Source organism: Dictyobacter vulcani (assembly GCF_008974265.1).
In the GTDB taxonomy this organism is placed as follows: Bacteria; Chloroflexota; Ktedonobacteria; order Ktedonobacterales; family Ktedonobacteraceae; genus Dictyobacter; species Dictyobacter vulcani.
In genome coordinates this window covers 1,320,361-1,343,631 of the sequence record NZ_BKZW01000001.1, presented here as the reverse complement: position 1 = coordinate 1,343,631, position 23,271 = coordinate 1,320,361, and the positions used below count along the sequence as shown (strand labels likewise).

General features: G+C 50.9%; 13 protein-coding genes. 5 read left to right on the top strand and 8 right to left on the bottom strand.

The window, feature by feature from the left end; translation table 11 throughout:
* Positions 1 to 811: 811 nt before the first annotated feature.
* From ppc to KDW_RS05585, 3 genes are all read right to left on the bottom strand, one after another.
* Positions 812 to 3,727, bottom strand: coding sequence for a phosphoenolpyruvate carboxylase (gene ppc / locus KDW_RS05595; RefSeq protein ID WP_162004980.1), 2,916 nt, complete (start codon positions 3,725 to 3,727; stop codon positions 812 to 814).
* A 569-nt stretch (positions 3,728 to 4,296) separates the two neighbouring features.
* A complete protein-coding gene (locus KDW_RS05590) occupies positions 4,297 to 5,910 on the bottom strand; it encodes an outer membrane protein assembly factor BamB family protein (RefSeq protein WP_151755042.1) in 1,614 nt (537 codons plus the stop codon).
* Positions 5,910 to 6,470, bottom strand: a complete 561-nt coding sequence (locus tag KDW_RS05585) for an RNA polymerase sigma factor (protein ID WP_162004979.1) — start codon at positions 6,468 to 6,470, stop codon at positions 5,910 to 5,912. Before KDW_RS05585 ends, KDW_RS05590 begins: the two co-directional genes overlap by 1 nt.
* A gap of 758 nt (positions 6,471 to 7,228) precedes the next feature.
* Between KDW_RS05585 and gltB the strand changes: the two genes are divergently transcribed.
* Positions 7,229 to 11,770 carry a glutamate synthase large subunit gene (gene gltB / locus KDW_RS05580; RefSeq protein WP_151755040.1) on the top strand — a complete coding sequence of 1,514 codons (4,542 nt, stop codon included), beginning with the start codon at positions 7,229 to 7,231 and terminating at the stop codon, positions 11,768 to 11,770.
* A 144-nt stretch (positions 11,771 to 11,914) separates the two neighbouring features.
* Here the strand turns inward: gltB and KDW_RS05575 are convergent, their stop codons facing one another.
* The gene (locus KDW_RS05575) at positions 11,915 to 12,625 is read right to left on the bottom strand and encodes a DUF6062 family protein (protein ID WP_151755039.1); all 711 of its coding nucleotides are present in this window, start codon (positions 12,623 to 12,625) and stop codon (positions 11,915 to 11,917) included.
* Positions 12,626 to 12,722: 97 nt separating this feature from the next.
* On the opposite strand from KDW_RS05575, the gene KDW_RS05570 reads away from it, so the two are divergent.
* Together KDW_RS05570 and KDW_RS05565 are read left to right on the top strand one after the other, a co-directional pair.
* On the top strand, positions 12,723 to 13,634 hold the full coding sequence (locus KDW_RS05570; RefSeq protein WP_151755038.1) for a J domain-containing protein: 912 nt from the start codon (positions 12,723 to 12,725) through the stop codon (positions 13,632 to 13,634).
* 105 nt (positions 13,635 to 13,739) lie between these two features.
* Positions 13,740 to 14,597: a dihydrodipicolinate synthase family protein gene (locus KDW_RS05565; RefSeq protein WP_162004978.1), complete on the top strand. Its 858-nt coding sequence runs from the start codon at positions 13,740 to 13,742 to the stop codon at positions 14,595 to 14,597.
* A 137-nt stretch (positions 14,598 to 14,734) separates the two neighbouring features.
* Here KDW_RS05565 and KDW_RS05560 read toward each other — a convergent pair whose 3' ends face one another.
* The gene (locus tag KDW_RS05560) at positions 14,735 to 15,796 is read right to left on the bottom strand and encodes a zinc ribbon domain-containing protein (RefSeq protein ID WP_151755036.1); all 1,062 of its coding nucleotides are present in this window, start codon (positions 15,794 to 15,796) and stop codon (positions 14,735 to 14,737) included.
* A 274-nt stretch (positions 15,797 to 16,070) separates the two neighbouring features.
* Between KDW_RS05560 and KDW_RS05555 the strand changes: the two genes are divergently transcribed.
* Together KDW_RS05555 and KDW_RS05550 are read left to right on the top strand one after the other, a co-directional pair.
* A complete protein-coding gene (locus KDW_RS05555) occupies positions 16,071 to 18,218 on the top strand; it encodes a GAF domain-containing protein (protein ID WP_151755035.1) in 2,148 nt (715 codons plus the stop codon).
* A gap of 188 nt (positions 18,219 to 18,406) precedes the next feature.
* Positions 18,407 to 18,889: a response regulator gene (locus tag KDW_RS05550; RefSeq protein WP_151755034.1), complete on the top strand. Its 483-nt coding sequence runs from the start codon at positions 18,407 to 18,409 to the stop codon at positions 18,887 to 18,889.
* Between the two features lie 47 nt (positions 18,890 to 18,936).
* On the opposite strand, the gene KDW_RS05545 is transcribed toward KDW_RS05550, so the two are convergent.
* From KDW_RS05545 to KDW_RS05535, 3 genes are all read right to left on the bottom strand, one after another.
* Complete coding sequence (locus tag KDW_RS05545; RefSeq protein ID WP_151755033.1) at positions 18,937 to 20,115, bottom strand: protein kinase domain-containing protein; 1,179 nt, start codon at positions 20,113 to 20,115, stop codon at positions 18,937 to 18,939.
* Positions 20,116 to 20,238: 123 nt separating this feature from the next.
* The gene (locus KDW_RS05540; RefSeq protein ID WP_151755032.1) at positions 20,239 to 21,429 is read right to left on the bottom strand and encodes an FHA domain-containing protein; all 1,191 of its coding nucleotides are present in this window, start codon (positions 21,427 to 21,429) and stop codon (positions 20,239 to 20,241) included.
* A gap of 214 nt (positions 21,430 to 21,643) precedes the next feature.
* Positions 21,644 to 22,846 carry a protein kinase domain-containing protein gene (locus KDW_RS05535; RefSeq protein WP_162004977.1) on the bottom strand — a complete coding sequence of 401 codons (1,203 nt, stop codon included), beginning with the start codon at positions 22,844 to 22,846 and terminating at the stop codon, positions 21,644 to 21,646.
* Between the last annotated feature and the right edge of the window lie 425 nt (positions 22,847 to 23,271).

Below are 23,271 nucleotides of genomic sequence, written 5' to 3'. Positions count from 1 at the left end.
CAGCAGTGCGGCCTCCGCGTGTGGCGCCCTCTCCACGTACACAGCGCTTGCTGGTCACGTCGAACCATCTCTCTACGTATCGCTGACCGAAAAGTATTGGACACCAGGGCCGAACCTACATTTGCGATTATATTGGATTTTTGACGTAATGGTGATCATTATTTGGGGTAGATGATTGCGCCAACAACCTCCAGGGATCAGCATTAATTTTATGCTTCAGCTTGTTTAGTTAACCTGTTATAGGCTACAATTTATGTATAGTTAGTGTATTGGTAACACTAAAAGTTCTGCTTTAGTTCAATAAAGAGGATAAGTAGTAGTTTTGAATATAAATACTGATAAAAATACCTTTACAAAAAAATATGGGAATGTGATTACTGTTGCTTTATGGGCTACGGCGCTGGCGTCGCATGCGATTCTGTTGCCAAAATTGCTACGGGAATTTAAGCACTAGTACTTTGTCAAACTTCGTTTGCCAGGTTGTGCGCCCGCTACGCGGGCGGGAGGAGGGGAAATGCCGGGGGCACAGCCCCCGATCCCCCAGTCAAGGGGCTCGCCGCCCCTTGCATCCCCGCTTTCCTATCAAATGATGTCTGACAGAGTACTTAGTCATGCTATATTGACAAGCTTCGCCCGCGTAGCGGGCGAGAGAGGAGGGGAGGCCAGGGCACAGCCCTGGAACCCAGTCTGGGGATTGCATCCCCAGCACCCCTGCTTTCGCATCAACTTTGACAGAGTTCTAGTTTTCTGAACAAAGAGTAAGCGCACAAGTCATGATGGCTTGTGCGCTTGCTCTTTGTTGTGCTGGCGCTTAGCCGGTATTGCGCACGCCGGCGGCGATGCCGTTGATGGTGAGCAGGACGCCATAGGTGAGTCTGGCGCGTTCCTGTTCTTCGGGTGAGGCCTGCTGGAATGCTTCAGTATCCAGCGTAAGTGGTCCACCCAGGCTACGCAGGCGTTTGATCAGGACAATCTGGAAGTAGCTCAAGGGATCGACATACGGATTGCGCCGCTTGATGGATTCCTGTAGCGTAGGTGAGTTATCGAGCAACTTGGTGCCACCAACGATGGAGACGACCGCCCGGACGGTACGATCATACTCGGCCTGAATCTCTGTTGAGATGCGCTCTCTCAGGGCTCGATCTTCAACCAGGAAGGCGGCATAGTCATGGGCGATACTCATATCTGCCTTTGAGAGTGTCATCTGCAGGTTGTCGATAAATGTTTTGAGAAATGGCCACTGTTGATACATCTGCTGCAACTGGCTCAGACGAGCGGGTTCCTCTTGCAGATATTCCTCCAAGGCACTGCCGACGCCGTACCAGCTGGGTAAGACATAGCGAGTCTGCATCCAGGAGAAGATCCAGGGAATGGCACGCAGCTCGTCGATGGCGCGGCCAACGCTGCGGCGTGCTGGTCGCGAGCCAAGATTGAGCCAGCCGATCTCTTTAATCGGGGTTGCTTGCTCAAAGAAGGTCAGGAAGCCTTCATCGCCATAGATCAGTTTGCGGTAGCGGGCAAAGGCGCTGGCGGAAAGCCGCTCCATCGTGTTGATCCAATCGGGTTTGGCTTTAGGATGGACCTGCGACTCGATGATATTTTCATCAGGAATACTGGACTGGATGGCTCCGGCCAGGACCAGTTCCATGTTGCGGATTGCGATATCATGGATGCCATATTTGAAGGAGAGCATTTCGCCCTGCTCCGTGATCCGCAGACGGCCATTGACCGATCCAGGAGGCTGGGCCAGGATGGCTTCATAGATGGGTCCACCACCGCGTCCAATAGCTCCACCACGACCATGGAACATCGTGATCGCCACCTGATGGCGTCGACTTAACTCGGCCAGCTTGCTCTGGGTCTGATAGAGTTCCCAGCTAGAGGTCAGGATACCCCCATCCTTACTGCTATCCGAATAACCCAGCATAACCTGTTGCTCGCGCTGGCAGTTGGCCAGATATTTTTGATAGAGTGGGTGGGTGAAGGCGGTGTCCAGGATAGCGGTGCAGTTGCGTAGATCCTCGATCGTTTCAAACAGAGGCACGATTGGCAGATCATAGATGCCCATCTCTTTACAAAAGAACTGAACTTCCAGCAAATCGCTGAGCGAGTTAGACATACTGGTGATATAACAGGTCACTGCTCGCTCACCAAATGTTTCGCGCACCTGGCGAATAGTATCAAAGTTGGTCAGGATCTGTTGCGTCTCGGGACTCAGGTTCAGACCTGGACGCGTCAGGATGCGGGGATCCTCAATGAGATTCTCCAGCAAGCGAACGCGCTCTGTTTCATCCAAAGTCTTATAGTCATCCTTACGCAAGCCTGTAACCTGGAGCAGTTCTGAGAGTGCAGCGGCATGGCGTCCACTATGCTGGCGAACATCCAGGGCCGCGAAATAGAAGCCAAAGACCTCGACCTGACGGATCAGGGTATGTAGCGCGCCTCTGGCGATAGCGGTTTCGCCATCTGCGAGTAAACTTGCCTCAACCAGATGTAGATCAGCCAGCAACTCTTCGGCGCTTTGATAGGCAATATTTTTGTCGTTGTTGCTTTCAGACTGCGTAGTACCTACATTCCCGAACGCGTGGGGGGGAAGGGGAGACATGCTCCTGGTCTCGCCCAGGCGTTTCCACATAAACGAGAGCTTGGCACGATACGGTTCCAGTGCCGTCTGCGGTCCCAGTTCTGCCGCATAGTCAGGCATGGCCTCCGCATCTCGGGCCAGCGAAGCCTCTAACTCTGGCGTAATTGTGGCATGGTCAATTGATTGTGAACATTCACGCGCCAGTTCAAACAGCGCACGGCGGTAATGGACCAGCACATAGTTGCGTTGCTGTGAGAGCGCGGTCAACAATGTATCAGCATGGATGAATGGATTACCATCCTGATCGCCACCGATCCACGAGCCCATGCGGAGAAAAGGCGGAACCTTCAGATCTGGATAATCTTTCTGCAGCAGTTCCTCGAACTCCCCATACAGATCCGGCAGGGCATCATAGACAATTTCATCCAGATAATAAATGCCCATCTTAATCTCATCCAGCGGCTCCGGGCGTACCTGGCGTACCGCATCCGTTCGCCACAGCAGATCAATGACCGTATCCAGATTGCGCTGCCAGCGGGCGCGCTCATGAGGAGTCATCAGTTCCGCATGATCCAGTTGTGTTAAGAGGGTAGTAATACGTCGAGATTTAGTAATCAAGCTACGGCGTGTGGCCTCTGTGGGATGGGCGGTAAAAACTAGATCGATGGCCAGATTATCGAACAGTTTTTGCAGAGTCGCGCTATCAAGCTGATTGCGTTTAAAAAACTCAACCAGAGCCTCCAGAGAGCCACGCTGTGGTGTCGTCTCAGGATCAATCTCATGGGCGCGACGGCGGCGGATGCGATGATATTGTTCAGCAGTATTGACCAGATGGAAATAGACAGTAAAGGCGCGAATCACATCGATCGCCGTATCCAGATCACTCTCGCTCACAATTTGCAAGATCTCTTGCTCCAGCGTCTGGATATCGCGCAGTAACTGACTTTTTTCCATCGTGTCCGCCTGATGCAAGCGTTCACTATAATCCCGTAGGCGTATACAGTGGCCACGTAGTCTTTCAACTGTATCAAAGACGGTGTGCCCTTCGTGCCGCTGAATAGCCTGCCCCAGTGCATTCGCCAGGATACGGATATCCTGTCGGAGCGGATTGCCTTTTTCTCGGCGATACATCTGTTCTGACATTGAATTGTCCTTACTTTGTAGCGGCAGGTCTTGCACCTGCAACCTGAAGCACATCTTATTGGTACAGGATCAACATCATTGCCAGCCTGTTACAGCCCAGAGATATCCATCAGCCACCATTGGCCCATCTACTGGCTTGATCGTATGCACCCACCCATAATTCTAGCACATACCCCCAATCCAGCCTTCCCGCCCATTCCTAGCGTGCTGGATGTAACGCCTTATCAAAGGTTCAATAAAGGTAAATATGTAGGTTCGACCCTTGAGGTCGATTTCCTGACCCCCACGATAACGCTTCGCCCCACATGTCACGGTTTGTTCGTGGTCAAGCGAGGGTCTCATGATGGGAACCAATCGACCTCAAGGGTCGAACCTACATGTGCGATTTTACCGATCATTTGATGGAATGGAACCTTTTATCGGCACAGATATATTCGTTCCTACCCTCCAAGGATCAAACCAGCCCTGGGCTTAACCAAAAAATAGTAGGACTGAGGGCTGCAGCGCCCCCAGTCCCAGTCTATCAAGACTATGTTATTTCTGATGGCTATGGTGACAATAAAACTCGCTCAATGCACAATTGTTAATGCGTATGCGGTAGTAGCAAAATCTATATTTTTTCCAAACAATGTATTAAGTGAGATGTTGACTGTACTATTGCCCGAGTGCACATCGATTTCGAGGATGTTTGAGCTTGTAGCAAGAAAGATCGCATGATCTTCTGGTACAAAGTTAGCGGTGCCCCACATTTGCCATGTAGAGATTTTAAATGTGGTGATTTCCTTATTTTGCTTTCCTGTCCTCGTATCAAGCGCGATGATTCGTCCAGAAGCATCATGCGCGTAGCCTTGTGACTGCTCAATGTACATGGTATTGTCTACAATGATGGGTGATCCACCAGCAGTCCAACCAGGAAATTTCTTTTTCCATGCGAAGGTGTTCGTGCGTGGATCCAGAGCATCTACCTCGTTTTTGACTGCATCCATAAAGTAGATCCGTTTCCCTTTATCGAACATTGGTTCTGTGACGTTAGCACTGTTGATTACAGGTGATCTCCAGACAGGTACTCCGGTCTGGAGATTGAGACCATATATATAGGATATTGGTGTGTATGGACGGCTTGTCCCTTGATAAACAGTGCTCAGGTTAGCCGGTACATAGAGCATTGATCCCTGGACAGAGACATGTGCATTGATAATAGGGCTCACACTAGAGAGATGTTCCCATACCTGGTTTCCCTCACTAAGGATGCGTTGCCAGATCTGGTGGCCATCGCTGATGCGAACTGCAGTGAGGATATTTGTGGTTGGTGTTGCGTCGCTGGCATGTGGTGGCGTGCTTGGATGTACTGTATATGTATATGTATACATGACACCATTGAAAATTCCTTCAATACTGCCAATTGGACCATAATTTTTTTTGATTGTACCATTGGTATTGAAGGCTCGGACTTCTGTTAGCATTTGATTGTTATTGCGAACCTTGTAACTCACATACACAACACCATCTACGATATAAGGTGGCTCTACCATAAGAGTACTTAAGAAGTTATCCCAACGTAATTTTCCTGTTTGCGCATCAACCGCATATATTTTCCCGGTCGTGATCACAACAAAGTAAATTGTATTGCCACTAACCACAGGATTGTAGCTAATCATGTTTGCGTTTGGATCGTTACCGATCTGATAGCGCCATAGTACGTGCTTCGTCTGCGGATCCAGTTTGACAAGTTGATTTTCAAAACTCACATAGATTGGTTTAGGTTGCGTATAATTTGGTATTCCTGTTACTGGAGGAAGAGAAGGCTGCCGTAGATGTAATGCGAACAGAAAACTGGCGATGAGCAGGATGGCGGTCGTACTGGCTGTGACAAGCGCCAATCTGTGATTGAAAATGGGCACACGTGGAGCATTTACTGCTATGTTCATGGAGTGATTCCTTTCACGTTGAGGTATCGAACGTTGTGCAGGTAAAAATTTCTTTTTTTGAGCCTCTGTGGATATATGCGAGCGTAAGCGTTGATGCACACGTGCGAGCGCTTCATCTTCTTCTATTTCCGCCTGGAAAAACTGTTGAAGATCGGTGCTCAGGCGTGTTTCAGCCGGTTCTCCATTCGCCATTTGCGCAATATACTGATCGATGTTTTCAGGAGTTAACGACTCTCTGGTTTCATCTTGACTCATTAACTCCCCCTCCTTTCATCATCTTTGCGATAGATCTCACGCAAAAGTTTGATCGTGCGCGCTAAGATCATGCGTATTGCACCATCGCTTTTATTCAGGTGTCTGGCAATCTCAGGAGAGCTCATATTATGTCCAAATTTGCAACGGAGAATTTCTCTTTGTTGATCTGTTAATGATGTTAAATGTTGTTGTAATACACGATATTCTTCTTGCTGGACCGCTACATTGTCCGGGCCGTGTTCATCATCATCATAGAGATTGGTAATTACTAGATCCAGAGGGACCACTGGCCTTCTGGTGGCAATACGGTGATAATCAAAGCATTTATTGAGCGCTACCCGATTTAGCCATGCCTGTTGTTCATTGTTATGTAATTTTAAGAAGGTTTCGCTTTGTAGTGCTGCAATAAATACTTCAAGCATAATATCTTCTGCGTCTTCTAAAGAGCTAATCTGGCGCCGCACTAATCGTAAAATGGTCCTTGCATGCTGGCGATATAATTCATCAATTAGTGCAGCACCAGAGACGTTTGATTGCGGTGACAAATTCAATTGGTGCACCCTTATCCTTTGTCAGAGATTTATCTTTTTGAGACCTCATTTACTCATCGTTAGAGCTACTCTGACTGTCACACTTTTTTTTCTGAAATATAGAAATTCTCTGGGAGGTCGCAGCGGCAAGCGCCAATACGTTTCGGTTATGGATGGAATGGCTACAATGGTGGCATGATCATGAAGCAACGCATGCAAAAAGGATCAAGAGAGATACAAATGGTAGGTTCGACCCTTTGGGTCGATTGTCTCCCCCCACACGAACGCATTGCCTAACATGTCATAGCTTGCTCATGATCAAGCAAGGATAGTATGCAGGGAACCAATCGACCCAAAGGGTCGAACCTACTTTCGTTCATCTCCTCTAAGGATCAAACCGTCCCTGGGCTTAAGCGAAACATATTGGCGACCAGCGCCGCCGGTACACGGATGAGGTTGGAAAATCAGGGTCAAAAATATACTATCTTTCGAGGATCAGTATAGGCATTTTCTACATATACAAAGCTTGTTTGTATGCTTACCTGTATGCTATACTCTCTCCACAAGTGGTAACATTACATATTCGTTAAGAGCTATGTCGCTCTTTCATTTTAACGCCATGACTGGCGTACTCCACCGTTCAATTTTCAGAAACGAAGTCCCTCTTGCGATTACCCGAAACTGCAAAATGATTTCGGCGGCCAACGACAGTTCGTCGAACTCTCCGGCTCCGGCGCAGGTGCCTCCTTAGCATTGAGCAAGATAGTCATTAATTGGGAGAGCAATGCATGACGCACAAGCATGAAGCCATTCAATCTGCGTGTCAAACGACATATCCGCTTTATGATAGCCGTATGGAACATGATGCCTGCGGTACGGGATTTTTAGCGCACGTTTCAGGCGAGGCCACCCATTCGCTGGTGCAACAGGCCCTGGAAGCGTTGGCGCGGTTAACCCACCGTGGTGCTCAGGATGCGGACGCAGAGGTTTACGATGGCGCTGGCATACTCACACAAATCCCTGGAGCATTGCTTCTTGAGGAGCTTGAGCAACAGCAAATACCTGTCCCCAGGCCTGCCGATCTGGCAGTCGGTATGGTTTTTCTCCCCTCTCGTGGCAGTGCGCAGACACAACGGTGTCGGCAGATTATCGAACAGGTTCTCAATGAGGCCGATCTGACCGTTCTGAGTTGGCGTAACCCTCCTATCAATTATGACATTCTTGGCGCACGCGCACGCGACATTGCGCCCGAGATTGTACAGGTGCTGATTTCGTGTCCCATTCACTTTACTCCTGAAGCCTATGGGAAGGCTTTGTACCATGCGAGACGTGTGATCGAGCGCAGATTAACTGAAGCGCAGATATCCGATTGTTATGTTGTCTCGCTTTCCCACACAATTGTTGTGCATAAAGGTCTGCTGGCACCGGACGATCTGGCAAATTTCTACCTTGATCTTGCCGATCCACGCTATACGAGTGCGCTGGCTGTGTTCCATCAGCGCTATAGCACCAATACATTTCCGGCCTGGCCGCTAGCACAACCAATGCGTTTGCTGGCCCATAATGGTGAGATCAACACCATCCAGGGTAACCGCAACTGGATGCAGGCACGTGAAAGCTCGATGTCCTCGCCCTACTGGAATGAACAGATCGCTGATCTGCTTCCGGTTGTGCAGCCGGGAAATAGCGATTCGGCTCAACTGGACAATGCGTTGGAATTCCTGGCCGCTTCTGGCCGCGGCCTCTTACAAAGTATGCAGATGTTAGTCCCGCCTGCCTGGGAGCATGATGAAGAACTGGATGCTGCCCGGCGCGCGTGGTGTGAATATCACTCTGGCTTGATCGAGCCATGGGATGGTCCTGCCGCGCTGGTGTTCACGGATGGTCACACGATTGGCGCGGCCCTGGATCGCAATGGTCTGCGTCCGGCCCGCTATGTTTTGACGGCGCAGGGCCTGTTGATCGTCGCTTCTGAGGCGGGCGTCGTCTCGGTTGAGCCGCAAGATGTGGTTGAGAAAGGTCGGCTGGGTCCTGGTGAAATGATCGCTGTCGATCTGGAGCGGCAACTCTTCTTACGTGATAATGATATCAAGGAGGCACTGGCGCAGCGTCAACCATATCAGGAGTGGTTGGAAAGTCAGCGCTTAAGCCTGTCCGACTTGCCGGCCGCCAGCGTTGAAGAGCCCGCGGAACAGATACTACCTGGTGACGTGTTCACACATCAACAAATCTTCGGATATACACATGAGGATGTCGAGATGGTGCTACGCTCGATCCTGTCGGAGAATAAAGAGCCGACCTGGAGTATGGGGGATGATGCGCCGCTGGCAGTCCTATCACATCAACAACGTTCCTTCTCGGACTACTTCCGGCAGCGTTTCGCTCAGGTGACGAATCCACCGATCGATCCTCTGCGCGAGCGCATTGTGATGTCACTGGACACCTATATTGGTAGTCGTGGTAGTTTGTTGACCGAAGCTCCCGAGCATGCGCACCTGATCCATCTGTCCTCCCCGATTCTGACGGAGGCACAGTTACACGCGCTGCTCACACTGAAGGATGAGCACTTCCGCTCGCGTACACTCTTAACGACCTTCGATATCACCGATGGAGAGGATGGTCTGGAGAAAGCCCTGGATCGACTGGAGCAGGAAGCGATCGACGCTATTCATGCGGGCTTCACATTGATTGTCTTGAGTGATAACGACGCATCCCTGACGCGCATTCCGATACCAATGGTCATCGCCATCGGAGCAGTCCATCGCGCCCTGGTCGAAAAAGGTTTACGCTCCAGTGCTTCATTGATCTGTGAGACCGGCAAAGTCTGCGATGTACATCAGATTGCACTTGTACTGGGTTATGGTGCTGAAGCTATTGTGCCTACGCTGGCGCTGGAAAGCGTGCGGGCGATGGCTGGCGAGCGCCGTCTAGAGCATATTACACGCGAACTGGCGGTCGAGCGCTATATTCATGTCATTGAAGAAGGCCTGTGCAAGATTATGGCGCGCATGGGTATCTCAACCCTGCGCAATATTATCGGCGCGGGACAATTCGAGGTGCTGGGTCTGGCACCCGAGTTTGTCGAGCGTTGCTTTGTTGGTTCCACCTTCCATACGGGCAAGATTACCTATCGGCTGGTGGCTGAGCAGTTGATCAAGCAAGCGCAGGAACTGGAACAGGGACAGGCCGCGCTGGAGGTTGCTGCGAATACCAGGAAGCGTAAACTGGCCGACCTGGGTCGCTATCGCTTCCGTCGCGATGCTGAATATCACGCCTTCAATCCTTTGATTGTGCGTGCGCTGCAAAAGGCGGCTCAATCCGGTAGCAAAGAAGATTATCAACAGTTCACCTCGCTGGTCTATCAACGTCCCGCGACGGTGCTGCGCGATCTGTTGAGCTTTGCGCCTGCCAATCCGATTCCGTTGGATCAAGTAGAATCGATGGAATCCATTCGTACCCGCTTCGTCATTTCAGCGATGTCCGTGGGCGCATTAAGTCCTGAGACGCATCAGACGATTGCGGCGGCGATGAATAGTATTGGTGCTCGTAACAATACGGGTGAGGGTGGCGAAGATCCTGAGTGGTATCACAAAACGCTTGAGGGTTATCCCGTCAGCAGTAAGATCAAGCAGGTGGCTTCGGCGCGCTTTGGTGTGACACCGGAGTATCTGGTGCGAGCGCAGGAACTTGAGATTAAGATGGCTCAGGGCTCGAAGCCGGGTGAGGGTGGTCAGTTGCCTCCATTTAAGGTGACGCCATTTATCGCCAAACTGCGCCATACCGCTCCTGGAGTGCAGTTGATCTCGCCACCACCGCACCATGACATTTATAGTATTGAAGATATTGCGCAGCTGATCTATGATCTGCACCAGGTCAATCCTACGGCTCGCGTGGGCGTGAAGCTGGTCTCAGCGGCCGGCGTGGGTACGATCGCGGCTGGTGTGGCGAAAGGTCATGCCAATTATGTTGTGATCAGTGGTCACGATGGCGGTACCGGTGCCTCACCGATCCAGTCGATCAAGCATGTGGGTATGCCCTGGGAACGTGGTCTGGCCGAAGCACAGCAGGTGCTGGTCAAGAATGGCCTGCGCAAGCGCGTTAAACTGCGCGTCGATGGCGGCTTTAAGACCGGTCGCGACGTGATTATTGGCGCCCTGCTTGGTGCCGAAGAATTTGGCTTTGGTACCTCGGCCCTGGTCTCCCTGGGCTGTGATATGGCTCGCCAGTGCCACCTGAACACCTGTCCAGCAGGTATCGCGACTCAGCGTGAAGACCTGCGCGCCAAATTTACCGGTCGGCCGCAATTCCTGATCAACTACCTGACCCAGGTAGCTGAAGAGGTACGGGAACTACTGGCCCAGCTTGGCTTTACGCGCTTAGAGGATATCATCGGACGAGCGAATCTGCTGGAGTGTAAAGAATCCTGTGATCTGGATGTGGCACCGTTGCTAACCTCGTTACCGGTCATCTCAGATCCTACCGTCCAGACGATTGTACCGCAGTCTAAGGTCGCGGAGCAGTTGCTGGTGGATGCCGAGCCGGCGTTGCGCGGTGAGCGTAGTATTATTGCTCAATATGAGATCAATAACTATGATCGCTCGATCGGAGCGAGCCTGGCCGGTGAAGTGGCACGTCGTTATGGGAATATCGGCCTGCCTGGTGTCAGTATCACCTGCAACTTCAACGGATCGGCCGGACAAAGCTTTGGTGCCTTCAATGTAACCGGCATGCGCTTGATCCTGAGCGGCGATGCTAACGACTATGTGGGCAAGAGTATGGCAGGTGGACAGCTTATTATCGCACCTCCAGGTGAATCAATCTTTGCTTCGCAGGACAACATCATTCTGGGCAATACCGCTCTCTATGGCGCCACTGGCGGCTACCTCTTTGCGGCTGGCCGTGCCGGTGAACGCTTCGCGGTCCGCAATAGTGGTGGTGTCGCGGTTGTCGAGGGTGTGGGCGATCATGCCTGTGAGTATATGACCGGTGGTCTGGTAGTTGTCCTGGGTGAAACCGGACAAAACTTTGGCGCTGGTATGTCTTCTGGCGTGGCCTATGTCCTGGATCGTGAGGAGCAATTCGTACACCGCTGTAATAGCGAGATGGTGGGCCTGAGCCGCATCTCGGATGGTGGTGAACTGGAGGCGTTGCGCAGTATCGTGGAGCTACATGCCCGCAAGACCCGCAGCAAATACTCTGAAGCGCTCCTGGAAAACTGGGATCACACGGCCAGCAAGTTCTGGCGCGTGTTGCCGCAAGGCGCTTCAATCTCAGCGCAGGACTTCGTCGAAGGTAGTGATTATGCTGGACTACAGAGTGCGTCCCACTAATACCAATAGCTTTCTTGTGACGACAAAAAGGGAAAAAGCAATGCTGCTTTTTCCCTTTTTGATCAGGCATGATTTAAATAAAACACCAGGCGCATTGATAGTTGGCGTTTGGACAAGACAGGAGAAAAGGCGTGTAATAATAAATTATGCGTCTTTTGTTCTTTTCAGAACATCTTCTCCGGCTACCAGGCCAGCTGCGCGTTGCCAGGCTTTCATTTCGTCGCCACGTTCTTCATCCTTAAAACGATAATCATGTTTGCGGATCAGTTCAGCTAACTGTGCATCCAGCCGTTTCAAACAGCTAAGCTGAGCCTGGCGTAAACGTTGCAGCCAGTTGCCGGACACTTCAGCACCGCGCAACTCGCTGGTCTGGCGGAAATGATCCAGGCAGAGTCCGGTTGAAGCGGAGAGGGCCGCCACAAATTCGTCATCGAGTAAGGCCTGGCGCAGGTTATGAATATAGCCTTCTTCAGCCTGCAGTTTCTGTTTGCAGGCTGGACAAGCGGGTTTAGAACTGGTATCACTTTTATTATCGAAGAGACGACGGAATAAACCACCCGCTGCAGGTGAGGTAAGTGTAGTGTTTTGCTCTAACTGATCGATGGTATCGGAGAGAATATCCCGATATGCCTGCGCGATTGGTAAGGTTGCGCCCATGCCTGCCAGTTGCCAGGTATGAATATGACAGAAGCCCTGGGTATTGCGTAGCTCCTGGCGAATATCCACATCGGTGAAAAGCTCATATTTCCAGGCATCCAGGTAGCGAAAGATACTCTCATGTACCAGATTGCAGAGGAGGCAGCCCTCCTGGTTGCAGGCACTTAACAGCACCTGATATTCTCGTGTTTTTACCATCTATACAACCTTTTGATATGTTATTCGTCTATGTACTAGAAGATACCTTGTTTTACAAAAAATTACTAGCGGACACGTTTCCTATGCTGATTGATCAATGAATACATTTACTGATTACTATGAATTACTTGGGGTAGACTCAGCGGCTTCGCCAGGGGTTATTAAGGCTGCCTTTAAAAAGCTGGCGCTCCAATATCATCCTGATGTCTATAAAGGCGAGGATGCGAATGAGCGCATGGCCCATATCTTGCAGGCCTACCAGACGCTCAATGATCCGGTGGCGCGTAAGCAGTATGATCTCCGGCGTTCTGAACACTTGCTGGATGGTCATAGTAGCTCTATGTCCTCTAAACGGACATATTCCGCCCCTTCTTCTACTATGCGCACACCAGGCCATAAAGCGGCGCAGACGGAGGTTTCGCCAGGTGCTCGGCGCGATCGTCAGCGACACTATGCGTTTCCTGTCTTGCAGTCTGGCAAGCCGCTGCGTGTGGATCTGGGCGATAGTGAGTATACGCTGGCTCCGCATGAGGCCCAGCAACTGGTGCAGGATGGTCTGTTACGCGGGGTGGCTCCTGAGGCGAAACAACAGTATTTTTGCCATCGCTGTCACCATCATTGGAATCAGGATCGCAACGTGCAGGGCAAGCGCCAGCCACTGCCACGTTTTTGTCCCAAATGTCATGCTACAGATTGGCCTGAATACCTTTTGTTGCGCTGTTTGCACTGTACCGCTATCTTTGAGAGCGAGCAGATTCGCTATGAGATCGGCGCCTATTCCTATGGGCAGGACAAAACTCCTGACCAGGGTGGGCTCTGTCCTCCTTATGAGTTGTTTCCCCTCTGCCCCTATTGTGGTATGGCACACTGGTCACCATCTGAAGAGATACGTGTGGACGATCTCCGCCAGAAGGCTGCCAGGAAGGCATTGTTTGTGCGCTTCCTGGGGATTGGAATGGTCGTGCTGATCGTGGTTTTGATTGCTCTGGTGGCTCTGGGAGGGCGTTAACGGGCAAAGCATCCATGGTATAATGCGCTCATAGTTGAATGTATGTTTTTCACGCGCTGCACGTATGTTGTAGCGCGTGAAGCCACAGTGAGCAGGAGGATGTCTATGCCAATGCCACCTCTGGTTCTACCTGGTGGAGTCTATCCCCCGGTGCCAACTTTTTTCAGGCAGGATGAGCAATTGGACTTGCAGACGTTTGAGCGCCATCTGCGCCGTCTGGCAACGACAGGAATCGCTGGCTATGTATTAATGGGTTCCAATGGCGAAGCGGTCCATTTAGAGGATAGGGAACGAGCACAATTGCTGGCTATCTGCCACGAAGTACAAAGTGCCAGTACTGTGTATCTACCAATCATCGCTGGTTGTGGCGCGCAATCTACCCGCCAGACGATTGCCTACTGTCAGCAGGCGTCCCACTATGGTGCCAACTTTGCGCTAATACTGCCGCCCTCATATTATCCACGCCGCATGAATGAATCTGCCCTCAGTCAACATTATCGGAGCGTTGCCGATGCCAGTCCACTGCCGGTTCTGATCTATAATATGCCTTCAAGCGCGGCTGGCATTAACCTGAGCGTTGAACTCATCTGCGCGTTGGCCGAGCATCCTAATATTATCGGTGTCAAAGATAGTTCCGGTGATGTCAGTAAATTAATGCAACTGGTAGCCAGGACTGAGCCTGATTTTCGTGTCTTCGCCGGTAGTGCTGATATGTTGCTGCCGGCCCTGGTCTCTGGTGCGATTGGCGCTGTAGCCGCGCTGGCCAATGTCTTTCCACGGAGCGTGTGTCGTGTGCAAAGTCTGTTTGAGCAAGAGAAAATCGAGGAAGCCCGCATCCTGCAGGCACTGTTGATTCCAGCCAATACCGCGGTAACTTCTAAATATGGTGTAGCCGGATTGAAAGCTGCCCTGGAGCATGTCGCAGGCTATGGCGGCCTGCCCAGACTACCCTGCAGGCATTAACACCGCATGAACAAAGTAGCCTGTTAACCAGCCTGGCTCTCCTCGTAGCCAGAGAAGATGCGGAAACAGAGCATCTGGTCCATAAAAAAAAGAGCGTCATCATACAACCATGATGGCGCCCTTTTTTCGCTTTAACTTCAGGCGACGGTGAAGGATAACCGTTTAATGGGCATTGTATTGGTGCAGGTTGCTGAACTGGACCAGGAGATATCGACGGAACCCGTGCCGGCCGCGCCTGGCTTGTAGAAGAAATAGGCGCTGATCTGATCCAGATCGGTTGCCCCACCCGGAGAAGCGGTACTACGGTAGGGGTAGCCCTGTTGATTGAGTGACCAATTCAGACAAATGGTACCACTATAGGCTGCCTGATGAATGGCCATCGTCACATACACTGGTTGACCAACGTGAAAGGTGTTGGTGAGTTGCAGCGGTTGTCCGGTATGGGTATCCACGGCACTGGCCAGGTTGGTCTGATCGATATAGAGCTGGTTAGAGGCAACTGCTGTTGGTGTTGCCGCCGTTGGTGTTGCCGCTGCCGTTGTTGGCGTCGCCTGTACATTATGCGTTTTGGCAGGAGCGGTTGGCTGTGAGGAGGTCTGATCAATAGTCGGGGTTGGATTGGAATCAGTATTGGTCAGCGAGGGCGTCATCGACAGACTTTGCGCCATAATGAACACAAAGATCATAATCAGGGCACCAGCCATAAAACAGAGACCAGCAATGGTATAGCCCAGACGTGTATTTGGTTTGCGGGCAGGATTGCGACGAGGCTGTACAAGCGACGGAGATCCGGTCATGTCTGGTGGCCGAGGGGCCGAAGGTGGTTGTGCTGGCATGGGTGTCGATGGCATATACATCGGCTGCTGAGCGTTCGCAGGTGGCAATATGGCGGCATACGGTTGGTTGGGAAAGGAACTCTGCGCGGGTGAAAATTGTCCAGCCTGCGCGGTAAATACTCCTTGCTCAGACCGCGGTTCCAACGGGGGAGCAGCGGGTGCCAGTGTTCCCCAGGACGATTGTTGACTATGAGCGTTGCTTTCATGTGCAGGTGGCATCATATGCTGGGGCACGGATGACGAATCGCGAGTCAGTTTAATCTTCCCCGATGGACGCGTAGCCCCATTTCCAGCTGATGCGCCACATCGTGGACAACTGGTACGCGTTGGAGAGAGCGGCATGCCGCATTGTGAGCATTTCATTTTATCAAACAACCTCTTTATCAAACAATTATCCTGGCCTGGGAACCTTATTTATATGACGAAGGAGAATGCTTCGTGGTAAAAAATGAGAGTACGATAGGACATTCGTCATACTATAGTAGGCCATCTCATGTCCACACCTTATTGCCTGACTATCTGCTTGTATCTTGACACGGTTCCACTGCCCAACTAAAATACGTTAAATGGACAAAGTGTGATGGATGGTATGGTCAGCGGCAATTTAGTGTGGAAAGAAGCAGATTAGGAAAAAAACGTGATATTAGGCGAGGACGTAGAGCAAGTGTTACATACCCATATCTCGCGCCTGCAGGCCTGCTTGCAGCGGGTCTCTGGCGATAGCCATGGGCCAGAGGAAGGAAGTGACGCCTGGCTTCTTCTTAATGCTCTGATTAAAAGTGAAGGTGTCACTCATGAAAATCTGGCTGACCGCTTTGAGCAGTCTGGTCGCTGGCTGGCGGAACAAGGTGGCAAGCTAGATGGGCGCTTAAATGGTTTGCAACAGTATATCGATGCTCTTTTGAACGAACTGAAAGAGATGTTTCAGGAGCAGCCGATTATGCTGGCAGAAGTCACGAGCAGATTATCTCAATTGCAATCCATCAGTGTGATGTCGCTGGCCCGTGGCTATCAGAGTGTAACGGATCAATACAAAGTTGAGAGCGCCCACATCACGCAACAATTAGAGCAGCGCCTGACCGCACTGCAGCGCATTAATGGTGTCAGTAATTCCGTCATGGATCTGGATCAGACCCTGGAAATTACGGCCAAAGAAGTCGCTGCCGAACTACACGTAGAGCTTTGTTCCATCTTTTTCTATGATGAGCTGCAGCGCGTCCTGACGATGCGCGCGACCAATGGTCCTCGTCCCCTGGGGGGTATGCATTTTACCTTACGTCTGGGTGAGGGCTATAGTGGTTGGGTCGCGGATAAAGGGCGACCACTCTTTACCACGGACGCGCTGACGGATATGAATTTTGCCACCGAGGCGCGTGCGTATCATACAGATTTTCATGGCTTGATGGCATTACCCATCATCTTTTTCGGTGGCACTGAACGCTTGATTGGTGTCATCAGTGTGCAGTCAATTGAGCCGCGAGAATTTACGCGAGAAGAAGTAAGTTTCGTTGAGGTCGTGGCCGGTATTGTGGCTATCAATATCGAGAACGGTCGGCTTTATGAGCAGACTGATGAGCAACTACGGCGCAAGGTGCACGAATTAGCCACCATCCACCGCGTCTCATCGATTATCGCCTCCACCTTAAATCTCGACGAAGTCCTGCAGATTATTACCACGCAGGCTGTCCATCTATCAGGCGCCGAGCGTTCGTGCATCTTTGAACTGGACGATGATCGGCAGAAACTCCATGTCCTGGCCCACTATGGTCTGGATACGAATCTGGCCTCCAGCATTCAGATCGGGGTAGGGCAGTGTTGCGCAGGACGCTCAGTACAAACCGGTCGCCCCAGCATGGCTGTCGATTGTTTTCAGGCCGATGAGACGTGTTTTATCCATAGTGATCCTTTTGTCTCATCAGAGATCCACTCGGTCCTCTGTGTGCCTCTGAAGGTCAAACAGAAGGTACTGGGATGCATCTGTATCTATAGTAACCACCGGCACCTGTTAAGTCCGGAGCAGATGCAGTTAGTGATTACTTTTGCCAATGAAGCAGCTATTGCGATTGAAAATGCGCGTTTATATGAAGAGGCACGCCGTGGACTGGAATTAAAGTCGGTATTGTTGCGTGAGTTGCACCATCGTGTCAAGAACAACCTGGCCACCGTGGCCGGAATTCTTTCACTGCAACGCCGCCGCACTAAATCACCAGAGATTCGTGCCACGCTGGCGGAGAGCGTCAACCGTGTCCAGGGCCTGGCCTCGACCCATGATTTGCTGGCCCATGAGGATGTCAGCGAAGCCCGCGTCGATGAAATTGCCCGTAAGATTGTTGGTGTAGCCCATTCAAACCTGTGTCCGCCCGAAAAGCGCATCACCTTCCAGGTTGAGCCGAGTCCGATCGTTATTCCATCGCGGGCCGTTACCGTGCTGGCACTGGTCGTCAACGAGATGATCTCGAACTCCATCAAACACGGTATGGCCAATAAGAACGAAGGCTCGATCATCATTCGTGGTTTGGAAGAAGATGGCATGGTGACCGTGCAAGTATTAGATGATGGCGTGGGGCCCACCTTTGAATTGTCGTTTAATGAGTCTGCCGAAGGAAGTTCAGAGGGCCTGGGTCTATCACTTATCAAGCATCTGATTGGAGATTTAGAAGGTAAATTCTCCTTACGCCGTGGTCTGGTAACCCTTTCAAATCGGAACGCGCAAGACAATAATGCACCCGTCGAGCGCACTATCTCTGAAGTTCGTTTTCCCCTGGTCAGGCGCAGTCGCAAGTAGTATGCCGCCAATGGGCGGTGTTCACAATTGCATTTTCATAACTGGCGCTTCGCCTGTACATATATGCCGTAGATACATCCAAATTTTTAAAACAACAGTTTGTGATATGGTGTCACTGAAGCCGGTATTTTATCCTGGATATGTGCTGTTTTAGTGATACGCTTGGTGGATAGTAGAGGTCAAAGAGTATGTATGATGCAAACTACAAAAGAAGGATACTTGTTGTTGAGGATGAGATGGCTATCCAACAGGTTCTTTGTTTCTTTTTGAAGCACCATAACTTTGAGGTTATGGCAGCTTCAAATGGTCAGGAAGCGATGCAAATCATTCCAGATTTTCAGCCGAACCTGATTATTCTTGATCTGGTCATGCAACCGGGATCAGGTTGGGACGTTCTCCACTGGTTGCGCGCAAATCGCTTATTGCCGCATATTCCAGTCCTGGTGGTCAGTGCACTGGTACAGTTACGTGAGCAGATGCAGGTGTTTGAAGAAGGAGCCATTGAATATCTAACCAAGCCGACGCAGCCCAGTGTGATTGTTGAGCGGGTACGGACTTTGCTGGCTTTAAGTACGGAGCAGCGCGCCATGTTGCAGCATAAGCGCATGGATGAGCAAAGGAAAACCTTAAAGCGGTTGCATTCCCCCCAGCCTGATGAATTTGTCTATTAGCGGTGCCCGCTCCTCTGGCTTGATTCTTTTAGCGTTGGCTCCTATGTTTAAATAGCCAGAGGTTGCCCACAGTGGGTGCAGAAGCGATTACCAATGGGATTGCGTTCACCGCAGACAGTGCACTGGTTGAGTAGATAGCCACAGCGTGTACAGTAGCGCATCTGTGGTTTATTCAGATGCTGGCAGTTGAAACAGGCATACAACATATTCTGCTGGCGGTTATCAACCATCGTGTGTGACTGTAGTACTGGTGGCTGTTGGATCATCGGTGGCTGGGACTGTGGCAGCAGATGCTGTGGCACGAATCCGGCTGGTCCTGCTGGCATTGGTGGTGGATTAAAATAGCCACCAATGGCTGATTGCGATGGATTATTGAACATCTGCAACGCCTGATTCAACGCGTCCGCCATATCTCTGGCAGTCTGATAGCGTTGGGCAGGATTTTTGGCCAGTGCGGTTAAAATAATTTGTTCAATCGGTGGTGGTGTAAGCGGATTTAGCGCCCGTGGCCGGGGTGGTTGCTCATAGATATGGCTATGGGCCAGTGCAGGGTAGTTATCGCCCACGAACGGCGTCCGCCCGGTCTCAGCCTCAAATAACATAGTTCCCAGCGCATAGATATCTGCTCGTCCATCTACTGGACCACCCTGACACTGCTCGGGTGACATATATTCGGGTGTACCGACGCCGGCACCGGGGCGTGTGAGGTTGGTCTCTGTACTGGCTAATACCTTGGCAATCCCGAAATCAGACAGAATCGGGCGACCGGAACGATCCATGAGTACGTTGACCGGTTTAATATCACGGTGGATGACCCCCTGACCATGAGCATAGGTTAAAGCATCTGCCAGTTGGATAAAGATAGAGATCAATTCAGCCGTATCAATGGCCCGCTTCTCCTGTAGGAATCTATCGAAGCGTTGTTTTAATGTGCCACCATCGACAAGCTGCATCACAATATACAGATGACCATTTTGTTCGCTCGCATCATGTACGGTCACAATATTTGGATGGGTGAGCGATGCGACCAACCTGGCTTCCAGATTGAAACGCTCAACGAAGCTACGGTCAGCGGCATACCAGGGAGGTAACACTTTTACGGCCACATCGCGTCCCAGGTTTTCCTGGTGTGCCTTATACACCCGTGCCATTCCGCCCTGTCCCAGTGTGCCCAGGATACGGTAATTGCCGAGCATGGTTCCAATCAGATCGTCTTGCTGCATCATGTCATAGGGCCACACTGGTAGTAGCAGCTTTTCTAGCGCAACTATGTGGCCCTTTCCCTCTCTAAATGGCGCTATTCTATGAGCATAGTATAAACATTGGAATACGAATAGCAGAAAATCCGCTTACTTTTTGGCAAACACGAGAACGGTCTGGCCAAGCTGAATGCGGTCTCCTTCTTGTAACGGATAGGTCTGGAATTTATTAACAAGCTGGCCATTGACTTTTGTTCCGTTGGCACTACCTTCATCTTTGAGCGCATAACTTCCGTTGCCCATATTGACGAGTGAGGCGTGCAGACGTGAAACGGCCAGATCTTCCAGGAAGATATCGCTCTCACGGCTACGTCCCATGCTTAACGACTCTTTGCGGATCTCATAGATGCGGCCAGGCTCTTTGCCTTCCTCAACGCGGACAAAGCCAACGCTACCGGGTTGAGCCATTCCCTGTGGTCCCTGCGGGCGTAGCATCGTCTTATCGTTATCTACATTGTTGCCATACATCGCCGTGGGATCTTGCTGCCCGAAACCGCCCTGATTAGGCTGCCAGGAAGGAGCTGAAGCTGGATTAGGTTGCTTGGGCTGTGCACCCCATGGATCCGCTTGTTGCTGCTGTTGCTGCTGTGGTTGACCCCAGGCGGTTGGAGCCTGTTGCTGTTGCGCGGCCGGGTTAGCAGGCGCTCCCCACTGTGGTCCTGAACCGGACTGTGGCTGATTCCAGTTATCCTGGGTCTGTGGGGCAGGTGCCGGAGCGGCATCCCATGGAGTGGGCTGATTGCCCTGATTGCCCCATGCAGCCTGTGAAGGATTAGAACTGCCCCAGGGCTGGTTTGCAGCAGGCTGGGCAGGATTGCCCCATGGATTAGCCGGCTGTTCTGGCTGTTGAGTCGGGTTATTGCCCCATGGATTAGCAGGCTGCGCTGATTGTTGGGAAGGATTATTGCCCCATGCAGCCTGTGAAGGATTGGGTGTACCCCAGGGATTAGCATTAGCACTTTGCTGTTGAGGCATTCCCTGTGCCCCACCCCAGCTATTCTGTGCCTGACCCTGCTGCTGTTGCTGCTGGTTCCAATTACTGGCTGAAGACTGTGGATTCCAGCCACCGGCGCCGCCGGGTTGAGCCTGACGTTGCCAATCGCTAGCGCTATTGGCCGCGCCCGGAGTTGTGCCTGGTTTTTTCTTATTGCTACGCAAAACGAAAACGCCGCCAATACCAAGTATAACCGCAATTGCAATGATTGCGCCAACGATAACGGGCGGTGTAACAAGGCTGGCTAAGATTGTAAATGCAAAGGTCATCAAATATGGCTCTCTCATAACAGTTCACCCCTCTAAGCGTAGGGGCGGCAAAGTCTCTCGTTGGATGTAGGCTGCTTATCCGACAAATAGCCGGGCTACATGCGAGGTGTTGCCACCCGATCTGGATCGGGCACCCTTCCTGGGTACCCCTACAACTGCGGCTCAGTGCTATACACACCACAGCGAGCGCATTGTTGTGTATTATACTATAGTATCCGAAACTGGCCTCGAATTAACGCAATTCGAAACGCACCTCGACGCTTCCAAAGCGTAAAATGTCACCGTCTTTAAGAGTACGTTCCTCGTGTGGTGTCAAGGTCACGCCATTCAAACGAGTTTTATTCAGAGCATTCAAGTCTTCAACTGTATACACCCCCTGCTGATTACGCAAGTAGGCATGTCGTCTTCCCACCGTCTTATCGGCCAGATTAATCTCAGGATAAATACCCAGGGTTGGATCTTGTCTGCCAACTACCATTTTATCCCCTTTTAAAGGGATAATGTTGCCACTAGAGATAACCACGATCCGGCCCTCCTTGATGAGAGGCGGTGGAAGTGGAGCAATGGGCTTTTCGGGTTCTCCGGTATCTTGTTTGGGTGGTAATACTTCAATAAGTTTTTCAAGGGCCGCAATGAAATCCTGAGGGGTAGCAAAGCGGTTGGCTGGCGATTTTGCCAGAGCCTTTTGCATGAAAGTATCCATCTCCATTGGCAGATCAGGGCGCAAACGACAAATCGATGGAACCTTCTCATTCATATGTTTGATCACGATATCGACGGCGGTATCCCCTTCATAGGGAGGTCGGCCAGCCAGCATCTCAAACAAAACTGTAGCTACTGAATAAAGATCAGAACGGCTATCCGCTGAACGTCCACTTTCGGCTTGCTCAGGCGAAATATAATAGGCGGTGCCCATAAATACATTCGACTGCGTCAGTGTAACAGTGTCCCGACCGCGGGCCAGGCCGAAGTCGGTAATTTTTACGATATCCTTACTATTAATCAAGATATTTTGTGGTTTTATATCTCTATGCACAACTCCTTGTTTATATGCTGCGTCCAACCCTTCCGCTATTTGTCGTGCATAGTTAATGGCACGTAATGGATCCATTGGTCCTTGATTGATCATATAATACTTAAGGTTTTGTCCATCAATATAATCCATCACAATATAGTGCATGTTATTATCGTTTCCATAATCAAAGATGCGCACCACATGTGAATCACTGAGATTCAAAAGGATATGCGCCTCTCGCTGGAAACGAGCTAGCAGTTCGCCATCACCGGATAGCTCAAGGTGCATCACCTTCAGCGCGTAGATCCGGTTGTCTCCAAGGTCGCGAACCACGTACACGGTGGCAAAGCTGCCGCGTCCGCGTTCATCTATAAGTTTATAGCGACCTTTGATGACACGACCTATCATGTCACCATTCATGGGCGTGAACTCCTCTAATAGTAGGCTACTGTTTGCGGCTACATTATACACCATCCATTCGCTTGTGTCATGATACTTCGATTGCTGCTTAGCCGCGCTTACCATTGGACTATGCCTGAAGCCTGAAATTACTAGCGATCAGGCGTAGTTCCTTCTATAATCAAGAACGCTAAGACAGGCTGATACCTTACAGCAGTGGGTATGGTGTACTAGTGACCAGTCATCGTCCATAGCAGTTTGGACTACTGGCCCGGAATATCTCATCAGTACCAAGCCGCTCGACAGAACTGATTGGATATCCCCAATCCTTGTTATTCAAATAGCAAAGAGACAGACTTACTTACAGTAAACGTTCAAGCGCTTCTCCGTTCGGAGATGAACTTCGGGTAAATACTGTTACATCTACCCCCTCGGCCATACTCCTG